A 16,467-nucleotide genomic window follows, 5' to 3' on the forward strand; every position below is an offset into this window, starting at 1 on the left:
GGAGGGGTCATGACCGAGATTCAGCGATACCTCGCCGAAGAAGTCGCCGAGGACCTGGCCGACGGCATCATCTCGCGCCGCGAGGCGTTACGCCGCCTGGGTTTGCTCGGAGTGACGGGGGCGGCCGCGACCGGGCTCCTGGCCACGTTCGCGGCGGGCGAGGCGGCGGCCGCCACCCCGGCCGGTCACGACAGCCGGCGCGGCGGCGCGTCGGAAACGACCTGGGCGCCCGTCGCCCGCGAATCGATCACCTTCGCCGGACCCCGCGGCCCGCTGATGGCCGCCTGGGCACCCGCCACCCGCCCGCGCGGCGGCGTGCTCGTCATCCACGAAAACCGCGGCCTGACCGAACACATCCGCACGGTCGCCGGCCGGCTCGCCGCCAGCGGCTACTCCGCGCTGGCGCTGGACCTGCTCTCCGAGGAGGGCGGCACGGGTGCGTTCCCCGGCGAGGCCGAGGTGGCGGCGGCGCTGGCACAGATCCCACCGGAACGCTTCGTCGCCGACATGAAGGCCAGCGTGACCGAGCTCGACCGCCGGGTCCGCAGCCGGAGGCTCGCCGCGATCGGGTTCTGCTTCGGCGGCGCCATGGTGTGGCGCCTGCTCGCCTCCAGCGAGCCGCGCCTCGCCGCCGCGGCCCCCTTCTACGGACCATTTCCCGAGGGCGGCGACCTCACCGGCTCCCGCGCCGCGGTCCTGGGCGTCTACGGCGGCCTCGACGCACGCGTCAACGCCACGTTGCCCACCGCCAAGGCGGCACTCGAAGCGGCCGGCCGCAAGTACGAGCTGCTCACGTTCACCGAGGCCGACCACGCCTTCTTCAACGACACCGGCGCCCGCTTCAACCCACACGCCGCGACCGAGGCCTGGCGCCGCACCCTGAACTGGTTCGACGCCGCCCACCACGGCTAGCCCCCAACCCCCAAACCCCAATAGATTCCGAGCTACCGCGACGCCCGTCGTGGTCCCTGCCGTTGCTCCCGCGGCCTCACCCGTCCGCCGCTGGTCACGGTCTCCTCGACCCACGGCGAAAGCACCGCGCCGGGCCACTCCCCCGGCAACCGTCACATCGTCCGAAAGCGAGGAACGCCGCCGCCGAGGCAACCGCAAGGTCTTCTCGTGCCCGCGAGGCCTTGAGCGGCGACAAGGCCGGGCGAGATCCTTGTGATCGTGGTCGTTTAGACCCCCTGGAGGGGGTCCAGATGACCACGATCCACAAGGCGACCCCGGCCCACCATCTGCGACAGCGTCAGCATGCTCACCGGGCTTGAGGCCCGGCCAACAATGCCCCGCAAGCCCCGGCGTCCACCGCGCGGTGATCGTTAGCCCGATAAGGGCGTGCTCTTCGGCGTGTCACGCCCATTTCGGGCGAACGATCATGACGCTGCCCACATGCTGAGCCACCTCCCCAAACATTGGGAAGGTGGGCCGGTGATCCGCCGATCATGACCACCATGGCCAGCCACCCCCCAAGCCGCAGCCAGCGCGCGAAACCCGAGCCGTGCCGTATGCCGTCGTCCACCCGCCAGGGAAGCAGACCAGCGCCGGGGCCGCCACGCCCAGCGCAGGGTGACGATCAGAGAAAAGGGGCCGGAGTCCGAGGCCCGCCGGAGGCGCCCTAACCGCAACCACAAACAAACCCGAAACGAGCGGAGAAGCGACTCCGAAAGTCGAGCCGCCCTTTCGATCTCCCGCCGGCTGTTTGGCAACAGGCATTGTGGACAAACACCGTCGCACCGCGTGGCGCGAGCCGCGCATCCGCCGGAGGCAAAGGGTGACCGCGACCAACGGCGGACGGGTGAGGCCGCGGGAGCAGCGGTCTGGACCACCGCGGACATCGCGGTAGCTCGCGTCTTTGTATTCAGGCGTTCGGCGTCAGGGCGGGTGAGTCGGGCTCAGCCCTTGAGTGAGCCCTGGAGCAGGGCCTTGATGAACTGGCGCTGGAAGATGAGGAACACGATGAGCGTCGGCGTCAGGATGAGCAGCGAGCCGGCGCAGAGCAGGACCTGGTCGGTGCCCCACTGTCCTTGGAAGGCGCCAAGCGCGCCGGCCATGGTGCGTTTGGTGGGGTCGTCGACGAGCACGATGGCGAGCAGGAACTGGTTCCAGGTCCACAGAAACAGCAGGATCGTCAGCGAGGCGATCGCGGGTCGGGCGAGGGGCACCTGTACGCGCCAGAAGAGTTGCCAGGTGGTGCTGCCGTCGACGCGGGCGGCGTCGGCGAGCTCTTGCGGCACGTTGACGAAGTGGGCGCGCATCCAGAAGACGGCGAAGGGCATGTAGAGGCCGATCAGCGGTAGGATGATCGCCCACCGGGTGTTGAGCAGGCCGAAGTCGCGCACCTGGTAGTAGAGCGGCGTGATCACCGCCTCGAACGGGAGGGTGAGGCCGAGCAGCAGCAGGCCGAAGGCGAACCGGCCGCCGGGCACGCGCAGGTGGCCGAGGCCGAAGCCGGCCATCGTCGCGATGAGCACGGAGACGGGTACCACGCCGGCGACGATGAGCAGGCTGGAGCGGAGCAGCGCGGACATGTTGGCGACGGTGAACGCGTCGGCGAAGTTGCTCCACTGTGGATCTGATGGCCAGGTCAGGCCGGTGGGCACCGTGCCGCGCGGCTGTAGCGCGGCCGACAGCATGCTGACGAACGGCAGCAGGGTGACCAGCACGAGCGCGACGAGAAACAGTCGCCCGGTGAGCTGTTCGCGCCGGCTGAGGTTCATCCCTTGTCCTCTCTGGTGAGCCGCTGGATCGGCAGGACGCACACGAGCACCAGCGCCATCAGCACCACCGCGAGCGCCGAGGCGAGGCCGACCTGGCGCTGGGCGAAGGCCAGGCGGTAGATCTCCAGGCCGGGCACGGTGGTCTGTAGACCGGGGCCGCCGCCGGTGGAGATGTAGACGATGTCGAAGCTGGCCAGCGCGGCGATGACGGTGACGGTGAGGCAGACGCCGATCTCCTGGCGGAGGCTGGGCAGGGTGACGGCGAGAAACTCGCGGATCGGGCCGGCGCCGTCGATGCGGGCCGCCTCGTACAGCGCGGGGTCGATCTTGCTCATGCCGGTGACGAGCAGGATCGTGCACAGTCCTAACAGGACCCAGGCGCCGATGACGCCGACGGACGGCAGGGCGGTGTCGAACTCGCCGAGCCAGGCCCGGGTCAGCCCGCCGAGGCCGACCCCGCGGAGCACCTGGTTGACCAGCCCGGTGGTGGACAGCAGCCAGCTCCACGCGATGCCGGCCGCGACCAGCGGGATGACCTGGGGCAGGAAGAGGATGGTGCGCACCGCCGTGCCGAACGGGCCGCTGGTGATCCGCCGGACCAGTGTGGCGACCAGCAGGCCGAGGCCGACCGGGATGAGGCTGAAGAAGATGATCAGGATGAACGCGTTCCCGATGATCTTCAGGAGGTCGCGGTCGGTGAAGACCGTGGTGTAGTTGGACAGGCCGGCCCAGCGGGCCACGCCGATGCCGTTCCAGTGGTAGAGCGAGTACTGGAACGTCAGCACGAGCGGGCGCAGCACGAAGACGGCGTACACGAGCAGGGCGGGCAGCACGTAGAGCCAGCCGCTCCACCGGGCCGTGCGGGCCCACCGGCGTCGGTGGGCCCGCACAGCGGGTGCGGTCACTGGGACAGTTCCTTCTCGTACTCGGTCTGTACTGCCTTCACGTACCCCTCGGGGGTCTGCTGCCCGGCGACGAGCTTCTGCATCTCCGGTGTGATGGCGGAGGCGAAGATGGCGCCGGTGGCGTTGGCGGTGAAGTCGACCGCGCCGTTTTCCGCGCCGAGCTGCTGCGACGCCTTGAGCGTCTCGGCCAGCACGGTGCCGTCGGCGGCCGGCGGCACGGTCAGGTCGGACGGGCCGCCGGGGCTGGAGCCGCCGACCTTCACCGTGATCTCGCGGGCCTTGTCGTTGGTGTGCACCCAGTTGAGGAAGAACGCGGCCGCGTCCGGGTGCTTGGCCTTGGCGCCGACGCCGAACGTGTTGGGCGCGGACATCGCCACGTGCTTGGCGCCGGCGGCCTCGCCGGGGAAGAGGAAGAAGCCGACGTTGCCCGGCATGCTCTTGTCCAGGTTGGCCGACTCCCAGTCGCCGTTGAACATGAACAGGCCGCCGCCCTTCTGGAACTGGCCCATCATCGCGGTGTAGTCGATCGCGTTGGCGTCCTTGGGGAAGTAGCCGGCCTGTGCCCACTTCTGGATCGTCTGGGTGGCCTTGAGCGCGGCCGGTGTGTCGAACGTGGCGCCCGGCTTCTGGAAGATCCAGTCCGCGATCTGGGCGGGGTCGCCGAACTGGTTCTGGAGCGCCTGGTGCGGGAAGTTGATGCCGGCGGTGTTCTTGTTGAACTGCATGATGGGTTGCACGTTGGCGGCCTTCGCCTTGGCCAGCAACGCTTCGAAGTCCGCGACGGTCGCCGGCGGCTGGGTCATGCCCACCTTCCGCGCCAGCTGCTTGTTGTAGAAGACGCCGGTGACGCTGTAGCCCAGACCCATCGCGTACAGCGAGCCGCTGCCGCGCGGCCGGCCGCCCTCGGCGACGCGCAGCTGCACCAGCTGGGAGGCGGGAAACTTGTCCCACCCGTACGCGGTGAAGTAGGGGTCGAGGTTTTTCAGCAGGCCGTCCTTGACCAGGTCGACCATCGTGGGCAGCCGGATGATGTCCGGCGCGTTGTCCGAGGCGAGCACTCGCGGCGCGTTTTCCACGATGACCGTGAACTGGTCCTCGCGCACGTTGAACGTCACCTGCGGGTGCTGCTTGGTGAACTCGTCGGCCAGTGCCTTGGCGAGCGGGAAGCCGGTCTCGGCGTACATCTCCAAGGTGATCGGCGCGCTGCCGAGGTCGGTGCTGACCGCGGCGCTGGCCTGGTCCGACGGGGACTCCTCGGCACCGGGCGCACTGCACGCGGCCGCCATCGCGACCGCCATCAAGGGTGCGGCCAGCACGAGGCCGCGACGGGGGAACGTTCTCGTGGGGTATCCAGGCATCTGTGGCTCCTCGCGGCGCCGCCCCCGACAAGGGGCGGATGCCTTGCTAAACTGATTTAGCACGAGCATGCGCGCGTTGGTCGGCGGTGTCAAGGACCCAAAGGTCGGGTGCGCCGCACGGGCGGGCACGCGCGTGCCGCATGATGATGGTCGAGGCGGCCTCGCGCCGACCGCCGATACGGAGGACCGATGGGGCACAATCGAGCGACCCTGGCCGACGTGGCCCGCCGCGCCGGCCTGTCCAAGACGGCCGCGTCGATGGTCCTCAACGGGCGCGAGGGCACCCGCCTGTCCGCCGACGCACACCAGCGCGTGTTCGCCGCCGCCGAAGAGCTCGGCTACCGGCCCAACGTCGCCGCCCGCAGCCTGCGCACCCGCAAGACCGCCACCATCGCCTTCGTCTCCGACATCGTGGCCACCACCCGCTTCGCCGGCGACCTCATCCGGGGCGCGCTCGACGCCGCCCGCGAGCGCGACCACGTGCTGCTCATCGCCGAGACGCAGGGCGACGCCGCGTTCGAGCAGTACGCCATCGACGCCATGCTCGACCGCCAGGTCGACGGCGTCGTCTACGCCGCGATGGCCACCCGCCGGCTCACCGTGCCGCCCGCGCTGCTCGCCGGACCGGTCGTGCTGCTCAACGCGACCACCCCGGACGGCCTGCCCTGCGTGCTGCCCGACGACGAGCGGGCCGGCCGCACCGTCACCACCGCACTGCTCGACAAGGGTCACCTCGACCGGATCGCGGTCATCGGCCGCAACCGCCTCAAGGAGACCGATCCGGAGGTCTCCCTCGCCGCCGGGGCGCGGCTGCGCGGCATCCGGAGCGCCCTGGCGGAGGCCGGCGCCAAGGTGCGTCACGAAGCGTTCTGCCACGACTGGCTGCCCGAGCACGGGTTCAAGGCCATGCGGTCCCTGCTGCGCAAGGCCGACCGGCCCACGGCGGTCATCTGCATGAACGACCGGCTCGCCTTCGGCGTCTACCAGGCGCTCGCCGAGGCCGGTCTCGGCGTGCCCGACGACGTCTCGGTCGTCTCGTTCGACGACGACCCGATCGCGGCGTGGCTGCGCCCCGGGCTGACCACCGTCGCGCTCCCGCACGGCCAGATGGGCCGCCGCGCGGTCGAGCTGCTCCTCGACGGCGAGACCGCCGCCGCGCCCACGCTGGTGCCGATGGCGCTGCGGCGACGCAAGTCCGTAGCCCCGCCGGCCTGACGCCGTCACCGGGACACGTACGCCGCCGCCGGCGCGGCCGGCACTCTCGGGCGGGCGCGGACGCCGCCGCCAGCACTCTCGGGCTGGCGCGAACGCCGCCGCCAGCACTCTCGGGCTGGCGCGAACGCCGCCGCCAGCACTCTCGGGCTGGCGCGAACGCCGCCGCCAGCACTCTCGGGCTGGCGCGAACGCCGCCGCCAGCACTCTCGGGCTGGCGCGAACGCCGCCGCCAGCACTCTCGGGCGGGCACGGACGCCGTCGCGCTAAACCGATTTAACTGGTACCTTTCGCGCATGCTTCGACTGCCGGACCACTGGGTGTGGGACAGCTGGTACGCCCGCGACGACGACGGCGTCTGGCATGCCTTCTTCCTGCGCGCCTCGCGGGCGCTGCTCGACCCGGAGCGGCGGCACCACCGCGCCACGATCGGCCACGCCGTCTCCACCGACCTGCGCGACTGGCGCCTGCTGCCGGATGCGCTCGTCGCCGCCGACACCCCGGCCTGGGACGACCTGGCACTGTGGACCGGCAGCACCGTGCGTGGCCCGGACGGCCGGTGGTACATGTTCTACACCGGGGTCAGCCGCGCCGAGCGGGGCCTGGTGCAGCGCGTCGGCCTGGCCATCTCCGACGACCTGACCACCTGGCACCGGCACGGCACCGGCCCCGTCGTCGAGGCCGACCCGACCTGGTACGAGCTGCTCGACCCGGCCGCCTGGTACGAGCAGGCCTGGCGCGACCCGTGGGTCTTCCCCGACCCGGACGGCGGCGGCTGGCACATGCTCCTCACCGCCCGGCTCGGCACCGGACCGGCCGCCAGCCGCGGTGTCGTCGGCCACGCCACCTCCCCCGACCTTCTGCATTGGACAGTCCGGCCACCACTGTCCGATCCGGCCGGCTTCGGGCACCTCGAGGTGCTCCAGGCGGCGGTCGTCGACGGCCAGCCGCTGCTGCTGTTCTGCACCAACGCCCACGCCGGCGGCCACCGTATCTGGGTGGTGCCCGGCCGCTCCGTCACCGGCCCGTGGGACCTCGGCGCGGCGCGACCGTTTCCGCACCCGCACCTCTACGCGCCCCGTCTCGTGCCGGACGGTGACGCCTGGGTGGTGATCGGCTTCCTCGACCGGGTCGACGGCGCCTTCGTCGGCGAGCTGTGCGACCCGATCCCCGTCCGCTACCACCCGGCGGCGGGCCTGGTCGCCCGCACGCCGGATGGCGCACTGTCCACGCCCGACGGTCGGGCCCGGTGAGCGGTCAGGTCGCCGGCTTGCGCTGGGCCAGCAGCCACCGCGGGATCGATTCGTCCTCGTAGGTCGGCCCGAAAGCCGCGTGGTAGTCGGGCAGCGCGAACGCCGCGTCCTCGTACTCGGTGTAGTGCAGCAGAGCGTCGATCTGCTCGGGCGTCTTGCCCCGCGCGGCGTACGCGGCCCGCAACAGCGTCCGGGTGTTCCGCGCCAGGGAAATGTTCAGCAGGTGGTCGTGCACGCCGTGGGTGACCCACAGCGGGATCTCGGCCGCCGCGATCGCCGCGGCCTGGTCGGCGTTGACCGCGAAGCCGCCGGTCACCAGTCCGGCCGCGAAGAGGTCCGGCCGCTTGGCGTACGCGTTCCAGAGCAACTGTGAGCCGTACGAGACCGTGGTCGCGTAGATCCGCCGCTGGTCGACCGCGTAGTCCTTGACGAACTGGTCCAGCATCTTGACCAGCAGGTCCGCCTCGGCGGCGCCGCCGACCCGCTGGTGCTGGGGTGCGAGCACGATGACGTCCTCGGTGCCGCCGGTCCACCTCGGCTGGAGCCAGGCCGTGGCGGGGATGTCGGCGGCCACCTGGACCAGCAGGTTGTCGCCGTCCCAGCCCATGCCGTGTCCGGGCAGCACGACCATCAGCGGGTACTTCCTGGCCGGGTCGTAGCGCTTGGGCAGGTGGTAGTGGTACGGCAGGACCATCCCGCCGCTGAGGTAGGAGCCGTACCTGAACTCGTCGACGAGCTGGTCGACCGGCTCGGCGGTCATCTCGCGGGAGGTGTTCGGGGTCGCCCTGGCCAGCACCGGGCCCCGTCCGGCGCCGAACCGCGGCTGGCCGTAGACCGCCTTGCGCTGCACCACCCGGGTCGGCGGGTCCGGGTTGACCTTGACCGTGCAGAAGAAGGTCGGGCACTTGGAGACGATGACGGTCCAGCCCGCGTTCTGGTCCGGGTCGAGCTCGACGATGACGTACCGGCCGGGCACCGACCGGTGGTCCGCGCGGGTCGCGGGCGCGTTGTTGACGTAGGTGCGCGTGACCCTGCGGTCGGTCAGCTTGGGCAGGTCGCCGATCGGGTTGAAGCGGAAGTTGTAGAGCGTGTCCTGTACCGAGAACGTGGAGTTGTCCAGCTCCCTCGGGTTGACCGCGTCGCCGTACTCGACCGCGACCGCGGAAACCTTCTGACCGTACGTGTACACCGTCGTGATCGGTGTGATGCTCCGGATCCCGCCGTCCGCGCCGCCGCCACCCCCGCCGTGACCGCCGTACGCGAGACCCGACGCCGCCAGTGCCAGGGTCGAGGCGACCGCCACGGCCCGTCTGCCTATCCGCATCCAGGTGTTCCTTCCCCGGCCACGCGCCGCCGCGCGGTACGCGACGGTCGCTAAATGGATTTAGCAAGCAGCATGTGCCGCGCGTTCGGGAGTGTCAAGGGCTGGCTCGGCGCTATACGGGATCGGCGGCGAGTTGAGTGCGCACCAGCCGGGCGAAGCGCCCGCCCCGGGCGAGCAGGTCGTCCGGCCGTCCCTCCTCGACGATCCGGCCCTGTTCGAGCATGACCACCCGGTCGGCGGTGCGGATGGTGGTCAGGCGGTGCGCGATGACCAGCGTGGTGCGGCCGCCGCGGGTGGCGGCGATCGCGGCCGAGAGGTGCCGCTCGCTCTCGGTGTCCAAGTTGGACACGGCCTCGTCGAGCACGAGCACCGGCGTGTCCGCGAGCAGGGCGCGGGCGATCGCGAGGCGCTGGCGCTGTCCACCGGAGAGCAGGTTGCCGAGTTCGCCGGCGATGGTCTCGTATCCGGCGGGCAGGTCGGTGACGAAGTCGTGTGCCTGCGCCGTCCGCGCGGCCGCCTCCACCTCCGCCTGGGTGGCGCCGGGCCGGCCGAGGCGCAGGTTGTCGGCGATGGAGATGTTGAACAGGTGCACGTCCTGCGGCACGTACGCGACCAGGCGGCGCAGGTCGGTGTCGGCGATGGTTCGCAGGTCGTGGCCGCCGATGGTGATGGCGCCGTCGCCGACGTCCCACAGCCGCAGCAGCAGGTGCGCGGAGGTGGACTTGCCGGCGCCGGAGTGGCCGACCAGGGCGACGGTCTCCCCCGGCTCGACGGCGAAGTCGAGGTCTCGCACCGCCGGCGGCAGGTCGGGGCCGTAGCGGAAGGTGACCCGGCGGTACTCGACGCGCGGCGACACGTCGCGCACGTCGGCCGGCTGCTCCGGGTCGGGCACCGCGCGGGCGACGGCGAGCAGGTCGAGCACCCGCACCGCGGCGGCCGAGACGATGCCGACCTCGCGGGCGACGTCGACCACGGCGGTCACCGGGGCCAGGGAGAACGCGGCCAGCACCACCGCGGCCGGCAGCAGGTCGGCGGGAAGGTCGCCGGCGGCGACGAGCGAGCCGCCGGCGACGAGTGCGGCGAGGACGCCGAGCGTGACGATCGCGTCGGTGGCGGCCAGCTCGACGCCGGCCCGCCGGGCGTGCGCGGTACGGGCGCCGTCGAGCGCGCGGGCCCGGTCCCGCAGGCGCCGCGCCTGTGCCCGCCCGGCGCCGAAGGTGAGCACCTCGCGCAGGCCCTGGAGAGCGTCGACGGCCTCGGCGTTGAGCGCGCCGGCGGCGGCCCGTACCGCGGTGCCGTCCGCTTCGGCACGGCGGCGCAGCCAGATCGGGATGCTGGCGAGCGCGACAAGCACGGGCAGCAGGGCGAGGGCGAGGGTCGGATCGAGAAAGGCGAGTGCGACGAGCGCGCCGGCCGGTACCACGGCGGCGGAGACCAGCGGGCTGAGCGTGTGCGCGAAGAACGTCTCGAGCAGCTCCACGTCGCTGATCGCGGTCGAGCCGAGCTCGCCGGACCGGCGGGACAGCAGGTCGCCGGGAGACATGCGGGCGAACGAGTCGTAGACGCGACCGCGCACGTCGACGAGTACCCGGAATGCGACGACGTGGGCGAGCTGGGTCTCCGCCCACGGTGCCACGACGAGCGGGACGACGAGGGCGAGCAGCAGCAGGAAGCCGCCGCGCAGGTCGCCGGGGGCGGTGCCGGTCAGCGCCCGGCCGACAAGGAGCGCGCCGAGCACCGCGCTGGCGATCGTGAAGACGTGGTTGGCGACGCCGGACAGGATCGCGACCGCGATGATGCGCCGGTGGCCGCGCAGCAGGCGCAGCAGCGGGAACAGGCGGGTCATGACGGGGTCTCCTCCGGTGTCGTGCCCGCCGCCACGAGACGGGCGAAGGCGCCGGGCCGGGCGAGCAGCTCGTCGTGGCGGCCGCTCTCGGTGATCGCGCCCCGGTCGAGCACCACGATGCGGTCGGCGGCCCGGACGGTGGAGAGCCGGTGCGCGATGGTGAGCGTCGTGCGTCCGGTGGCGGCGCGGCGCAGCGCTTCGGCGATGGCGCGCTCGTTCGCACTGTCCACACTGGAGGTCGCCTCGTCCAGGACGAGTACCGGCGCGTCGGCGAGCAGGGCGCGGGCGATGGAGAGCCGCTGGCGTTCGCCGCCGGAGAGCTTCATGCCGCGTTCGCCGACGACGGTGTCCAGCCCGTCGGGCAGCGCGTCGACGAAGCCCGCGGCGTTGGCCGCCGCGAGCGCGTCCCGCAGCTGCGCGGCGGTGGCGTGCGGTCGGGCGATCGTGAGGTTGTCGCGGACCGAGCGGTGGAACAGGTAGGTGTCCTGTGAGACGACGGCGACCTGGCGGCGCAGCTCCTCCAGGTCCCAGTCGGCGACCGGTGTCCCGCCGAGCAGGACCGTGCCGTGCTGCGGGTCGAACCAGCGCAGCAGGAGCCCGATCAGGGTGGTCTTGCCGGCGCCGGATCGGCCGACGACGGCGACGTGTTCGCCGGCGCCGACGCGCAGGGTGAGGTCGCGGACGGCGGGTCCGGCCCGGCCCGGGTAGGTGAAGGTGACCGCCTCGAAGTCCAGCGCCAGCGACCGCGTCGCCGGCACCCACGGCCGGGCCGGCGACGTGACCGGCGGGTCGGCGTCGAGGATCTCGAAGATGCCGGTGGCCGCGGACAGGGCCGGGTACCCGGCGTGGAAGGCGTTCTGGAGGTCGCGGAGCGGGCGGAAGCACTCCCGGGTCAGCAGCAGGATCATCAGCAGTGACAGGGCCGGTATGGCGCCCTCGGCGTGCCGGACCGCGCCGAGGCCGGCGGCGAACGCGGTGCCGAAGCCGACCGCCAGGCCGACCACGCCGACGTAGAGGACGGTGATCGCGCACAGGCGGATGGAGACGCGGCAGAAGTCCTTGGCCTTCTCGGTCAGCTCCCAGCCGCGGCGGCGCGCGGCGCCGAAGACCTTGAGCGTGGCCATGCCCTGGATCGCGTCGAGGTTTTCCGCGTAGAGGGCGTGGTAGGCGGCCATCCACGGGTCCGTCCGGCGGGCCAGTATCCGCTGCGACAGCTGCGGCACGAGCGGGACGGCGAGCGCGCAGGCGGGCACGACCGCGCCGACGACCGGGTCCAGCGCGAGCAGAAAGCCGGCGATCGCCGCGGCGCCGACGAGGGCGGCGACCGCCTGCGGCAGGAAGCGGCCGACGTACGCGTCGAGCGCCTCGACCCCGTCGACCAATGTGGACTGCACCGCGCCGGTGCGGCGGCGGCGCACGTCGGCCGGGCCGAGCCGCAGCAGCTGGGCGTACAGGTCGGCGCGGACCGCCTCCTTGACCGCGGCGGCGGCGCCCGCGGCGGCCACCTCGCGCCGCCACTGCGCGGCGGCGCGGACCGCCTGCACCGCCACAAGACCGGTCAGGGCGGGCACCGAGCCGCCGAGGCCGGCACCCTCGACGACGTCGTCGACCACCACCGCGAGCAGCAGCCCCTGCGCCGCGTAGGTGGCGGTGACGGCGACGGAGAGGGCGACCAGCTCGGCCATCCGCCACCGCGCCCGCAGGGACCAGCGCAGCAGGCGCGCGTTGGCGCTCATCGGACGGCGAGCAGGACCCGGTCGTCCAGGTCCTGCCAGATCGTGCCGATCTCCCGGAAGCCGGCCTCGGTGAGCGCGGTCACGTGGGTGCCGAGCGAGGTGAGCCGGTCGCCGTCGCGCGGCCCGTAGCGCTCGTCGGCCCGCTCCCGCCGCCGCTGCCGCTCCCGAGCCTCGCCGGCGAGCGCGTCACCGGCGAGGGACCACCAGCGTTCCCAGTCCGGCACGCCGGCCACCGTGAACGCCTCGTGCGTGGCCCGCTTGGTGGCCTCGTCGGCCAGCCGCTGATGGAGCGCCTGGCCGGGGTCGTACGGCATGTTGTCGCCGTTGAGCAGCACGCCGCCGGGGCGCAGCAGCTGACCGACCCGCTGGTACAGCGCGAACAGCGCGCCCGGTTCGAGCCAGTGCAAGGCGGTGGTGGAGACGACGGCGTCCACTCGCCCCACGCCCACGAGGGAGGTCCACGACGGATCGCGCAGGTCCGCGTCCACCCAGCGGAGCCGGTCGTCGTACCCGGTCAGGGCGTTGCGGCCGAGCCGCAGCAGCAGCGGGTCGGCGTCCACCGCGACGGCGGTCGCCTCGGGGTACGCGTCGAGGACGCGCTGGGACAGCGAGCCCGGCCCGCACCCGAGGTCGAGGACGGTGAACCGGTCGCCGACGGCGGCGCCGAGCGCGCGGACCATCGCCGCGAAGCGCTCCTCCCGCCGGGGAAGGTACCCGGCCTGCTGGGCGTCCCAGGTGGACAGCAGGTCGGTCCAGCTCGGTGTGGTGTCCACAGTGGTCATGGCGAAACCCCTTCGATCGTTGGCAGATGGCGGAAGAAGTCACGGGCGGCGAGCAGGTCGCGGGTCACCGGATGGCGGCCGGTGCCGGCCGGCAGCTCGTCGACGAACCGGCCGGCGTGCATGACGAGCATCCGGTCGGCGACCTGCTCGACCACTCCCAGGTCGTGCGAGATGAGCAGCATGCTGAGCCGGTCGCCGCGCAGGTCGCGGAGCAGGTCGACGAAGCCGGCGCGGTGGATCGAGTCGAGCGCGCTGACCGGCTCGTCGAGGATGAGCAGGTCGGGTTCGCCGGCCAGCGCGCGGGCGAGCACGGCACGCTGCCGCTCGCCACCGGACAGCTGCCACGGCCGCCGCGCGCCGTGCGCGCCGGTCAGTCCGACCCGGGCCAGCAGCGCCGCGCGGCGGGCGGGCACGGTGTCCGCCGGTACCCGATGGAGGTGGAGTGCCTCGTCGAGCGCGTCGGCGATCCGCTGGCGGCGGTCGAGCGCCGCGGTCGGGTCCTGGAAGACGAGGTGCACGCGCTGACCGTCCACAGTGACCGTCCCGGACAGGCGGTTTTCCAGGCCGGCCAGCGCGCGGGCCAATGTGGACTTGCCGCAGCCGGAGTTGCCGACGAGCGCGACGACCTCACCGCGGCGCAGCGTCAGGTCGACGCCGGCGACCGCGGTGACCGGTGGGCGGCGGCCGCCGCCGGGGTAGGTGACGCGCAGGTCGCGGGCGGTCAGCAGCACCGGTCCGGCCGGCGGCGGCGCGACGACCGGCTCAGGCAGGTCGGCGGCGGCGACGAGGCTCCGGGTGACCGGGTGGGCGGGCCGGCTGAGCACGGTGGCCACCGGTCCCGACTCGACGACGCGGCCGGCGTCGAAGACGGCGATCGTGTCGGCCAGCCGCGCGGCCATCCCCAGGTCGTGGGTGATGACCACGAGCGTGGTGCCGAGCCGCCGCTGGATCCGGCCCAGGAGCTCGACCACGCCGACCGCGGCGGTGGCGTCCAGCGCGCTGGTCGGCTCGTCGGCGATCAGCACCTGGGGATTGCCGGCCAGCGCGAGCGCGAGCAGCACTCGCTGCCGCATCCCGCCGGACAGCTCGCCCGGCCGCTGCCGCGCGACCCGGTCCGGTTCCTCGATCCCGACCAGTGCGAGCAGCTCGCGTGGGCTCCGGTCACCACTGTGGAGGGTCACCGCGGACGCGAGCTGGGCGCCGACGCGGCGCAGTGGGTTGAGCGCGCCGCCGAGATCCTGTGGCACGTACGCGACGGTGCGGCCGCGGACCGTCCGCAGGCCGGCCTCGTCGAGCCCGACGAGCTCGCGTCCGGCGATCCGGGCGGAGCCGCCGACGCGGGCGGTCATGTGTGGCGGGAAGAGGCCGAGCGCGCCGAGCACGGTCATCGTCTTGCCGCTGCCGCTCGGGCCGACGACCGCAAGGGTTCCACCGGCCGGTGCGGACAGGGTGGCGCCGTCGACGACGCGGGCGCCGTTCACGTCGACGGTCAGGCCGGTGATCCGCAGGCCGCCGCCGGTGTCGGGCGCCGCGGCCGGTGGCGGCTCGCCGGTGGTCCGGCTTCCCGCCGTGGTACGGGCGGTGCCGTGCGTGAACCATCCGCCGAGCCGGTCGGCGAGCAGGTTGCCGGCGACCGCGACGGCGGCGACGGCGGCGGCCGGGGCGAGAAACAGCCAGGGCGCCGTGGACAGGTACGGGCGCGACTCGACAAGCATCGTGCCCCACTCCGGGGTGGGCGGCGGGGCGCCGAGGCCGAGGAAGCTGAGCGTCGCCACGGCGACGATCACCTCGGCCGCCGTGATGCCGAGCAGCACGAGGACCGGGCCGCCCAGCGACGGCAGGATGTGGCGCAGCAGGATGCGGGCCGGCCCGGCACCGAGCAGCCGCAGCGCCTGGTTGCTCGGCTCGTCCCGGCGCAGCCGGGTCTCGGTGCGGACCACACGGGCGTACGGGGGCCACAGCGTCAGCCCGAGGGCGAGCGCGACGTGCCACGGGCCGCCGCCGAGCAGGCCGGCCAGCACCAGCCCGAGCAGCAGCGTCGGCACGCTCGTCACGACGTCGACCAGCCGGAGCAGGAGCCGGTCGAGCGGGCCGCCCCGCCAGCCCGCGACGACGCCGACGCCGCCGCCGAGGAGCAGGCACAGCAGCAGGACGACACCCACCGCGATCACCGGACCGCGGGCGCCGGCGACGACCCGGGCGAGCTCGTCCCGGCCGAGGTGGTCGGTGCCGAGCCAGGCGGCCGGGCCGGGGCCGAGCAGGGCCCGCCCCAGGTCGGTCTGCCGTTCCCGGCCACCGGTCAGCACCGGACCTGCGACGCCGGCCAGCGCGAACGCGCCCACCACGGCGGCGGGCAGCACGAGGCGGCGCCTCACGGCGTGCTCCGCGCGCGGGGGTCGACCAGCGCGGCCAGGGCGAGGCTCGCGCCGCGGGCCACGATCACCACCACGCACATCAGCAGGACGCTGGCCTGGAGCGGCTGCCAGTCCCGGTACCGCAGCGCCGAGACAAGATACGAGCCGAGGCCGGGCCAGCCGAACACCTCTTCCACGATCAGCGTGCTCGTGGCCAGCGCGGCCAGGATGTTGCCCGCCACGACAAGACTGGTGACCGCCGCGTTCGGCAGCGCCGTGCGCAGCAGGCAGGCGGTGCGGGATAAGCCCTGGGCGCGGGCCATGACGACGTACGGCTCGGCCATCACCTCCCGCAGCCGGGTCGACAGCACCCGTCCCAGCGCGGCGCCGCCCGGCAGCCCCAGCACCAGCGCCGGCAGCACGAGTGCCCGCGGTCCGCCGGCCATGCCCTGGGTGGGAAACCAGCCCAGCCGTACCGAGAACTGCTCGACCAGCGCGAACGCCAACGCGAACGCGGGCACCGACACCAGCAGCAGCGACAGGCCGCGGGAGGCTGCGGGCAGGACGCGTCCGGTGGCGGCGTTCTCGACCAGGCCGATCGCGAGGCCGACGAGCAGCGCGACGAGGCTCCCGGAGGCGGCGAGCGTGAGCGTCGGCGCGAGCCGCTCGGCGACCTCGCCGGCCACCGGGTGGCCGGTCCGGATCGACACGCCGAGGTCGCCGGTGACCGCGCGGCCGAGCATGTCCACGTACCGCTCGTGTGGCGGCAGGTCCAGGCCGAGGCGTTGCCGCTCCGTGGCGATCCGCTCCTGGGTGACCGGGCCGCCCTGCTCGCGGACCACCGAGGTGGCCGCGTCGCCACGGGTCAGGCAGAGTAGGCCGAAGCTGACCAGCGAGATCACCAGCACCAGCGCGGCCATCTCGGCCACCCGGCCGGCCACCATCGCGACCGGCCCGCCCCACCGCGACCGCATCGG

General features: G+C 73.2%; 12 protein-coding genes. 3 read left to right on the top strand and 9 right to left on the bottom strand.

The genetic code is table 11. The annotated features are described in order from the left end of the window. Positions 1-9 precede the first annotated feature (9 nt). Positions 10-912 carry a dienelactone hydrolase family protein gene (locus AC5L36_RS08480; protein WP_441217040.1) on the top strand — a complete coding sequence of 301 codons (903 nt, stop codon included), beginning with the start codon at positions 10-12 and terminating at the stop codon, positions 910-912. 983 nt (positions 913-1,895) lie between these two features. Here AC5L36_RS08480 and AC5L36_RS08485 read toward each other — a convergent pair. The 3 genes from AC5L36_RS08485 to AC5L36_RS08495 are packed head-to-tail and all read right to left on the bottom strand — an operon-like array spanning position 1,896 to position 4,983. Then, complete coding sequence (locus AC5L36_RS08485) at positions 1,896-2,720, bottom strand: carbohydrate ABC transporter permease (protein WP_441217041.1); 825 nt, start codon at positions 2,718-2,720, stop codon at positions 1,896-1,898. After that, on the bottom strand, positions 2,717-3,625 hold the full coding sequence (locus tag AC5L36_RS08490; protein ID WP_441217042.1) for a carbohydrate ABC transporter permease: 909 nt from the start codon (positions 3,623-3,625) through the stop codon (positions 2,717-2,719). Before AC5L36_RS08490 ends, AC5L36_RS08485 begins: the two co-directional genes overlap by 4 nt. Then, positions 3,622-4,983 (bottom strand): ABC transporter substrate-binding protein, encoded by a 1,362-nt coding sequence (locus AC5L36_RS08495; protein WP_441217043.1) that lies wholly within the window; start codon positions 4,981-4,983, stop codon positions 3,622-3,624. Before AC5L36_RS08495 ends, AC5L36_RS08490 begins: the two co-directional genes overlap by 4 nt. Before the next feature lie 189 nt (positions 4,984-5,172). Here AC5L36_RS08495 and AC5L36_RS08500 point away from each other — a divergent pair, with 189 nt between their 5' ends. Next, the gene (locus AC5L36_RS08500; protein ID WP_441217044.1) at positions 5,173-6,198 is read left to right on the top strand and encodes a LacI family DNA-binding transcriptional regulator; all 1,026 of its coding nucleotides are present in this window, start codon (positions 5,173-5,175) and stop codon (positions 6,196-6,198) included. 293 nt (positions 6,199-6,491) lie between these two features. Then, a complete protein-coding gene (locus AC5L36_RS08505; protein WP_441217045.1) occupies positions 6,492-7,448 on the top strand; it encodes a glycoside hydrolase family 68 protein in 957 nt (318 codons plus the stop codon). Between the two features lie 4 nt (positions 7,449-7,452). Here AC5L36_RS08505 and AC5L36_RS08510 read toward each other — a convergent pair whose 3' ends face one another. From AC5L36_RS08510 to AC5L36_RS08535, 6 genes are all read right to left on the bottom strand, one after another. Further along, positions 7,453-8,772: a hypothetical protein gene (locus AC5L36_RS08510; RefSeq protein WP_441217046.1), complete on the bottom strand. Its 1,320-nt coding sequence runs from the start codon at positions 8,770-8,772 to the stop codon at positions 7,453-7,455. A gap of 112 nt (positions 8,773-8,884) precedes the next feature. Next, positions 8,885-10,618 (bottom strand): ABC transporter ATP-binding protein, encoded by a 1,734-nt coding sequence (locus AC5L36_RS08515; RefSeq protein WP_441217047.1) that lies wholly within the window; start codon positions 10,616-10,618, stop codon positions 8,885-8,887. Further along, entirely contained in the window at positions 10,615-12,354 is a 1,740-nt protein-coding gene (locus AC5L36_RS08520) for an ABC transporter ATP-binding protein (RefSeq protein ID WP_441217048.1), read from the bottom strand. The genes AC5L36_RS08515 and AC5L36_RS08520 overlap by 4 nt, the downstream gene beginning before the upstream one ends. Continuing rightward, the gene (locus AC5L36_RS08525) at positions 12,351-13,136 is read right to left on the bottom strand and encodes a class I SAM-dependent methyltransferase (RefSeq protein ID WP_441217049.1); all 786 of its coding nucleotides are present in this window, start codon (positions 13,134-13,136) and stop codon (positions 12,351-12,353) included. The genes AC5L36_RS08520 and AC5L36_RS08525 overlap by 4 nt, the downstream gene beginning before the upstream one ends. Next, positions 13,133-15,511, bottom strand: coding sequence for an ATP-binding cassette domain-containing protein (locus AC5L36_RS08530; RefSeq protein ID WP_441217050.1), 2,379 nt, complete (start codon positions 15,509-15,511; stop codon positions 13,133-13,135). Before AC5L36_RS08530 ends, AC5L36_RS08525 begins: the two co-directional genes overlap by 4 nt. Next, a complete protein-coding gene (locus AC5L36_RS08535; RefSeq protein WP_441217051.1) occupies positions 15,508-16,464 on the bottom strand; it encodes an ABC transporter permease in 957 nt (318 codons plus the stop codon). The genes AC5L36_RS08530 and AC5L36_RS08535 overlap by 4 nt, the downstream gene beginning before the upstream one ends. Positions 16,465-16,467: the final 3 nt, after the last annotated feature.

Source organism: Phytohabitans sp. LZ39, assembly GCF_059359075.1.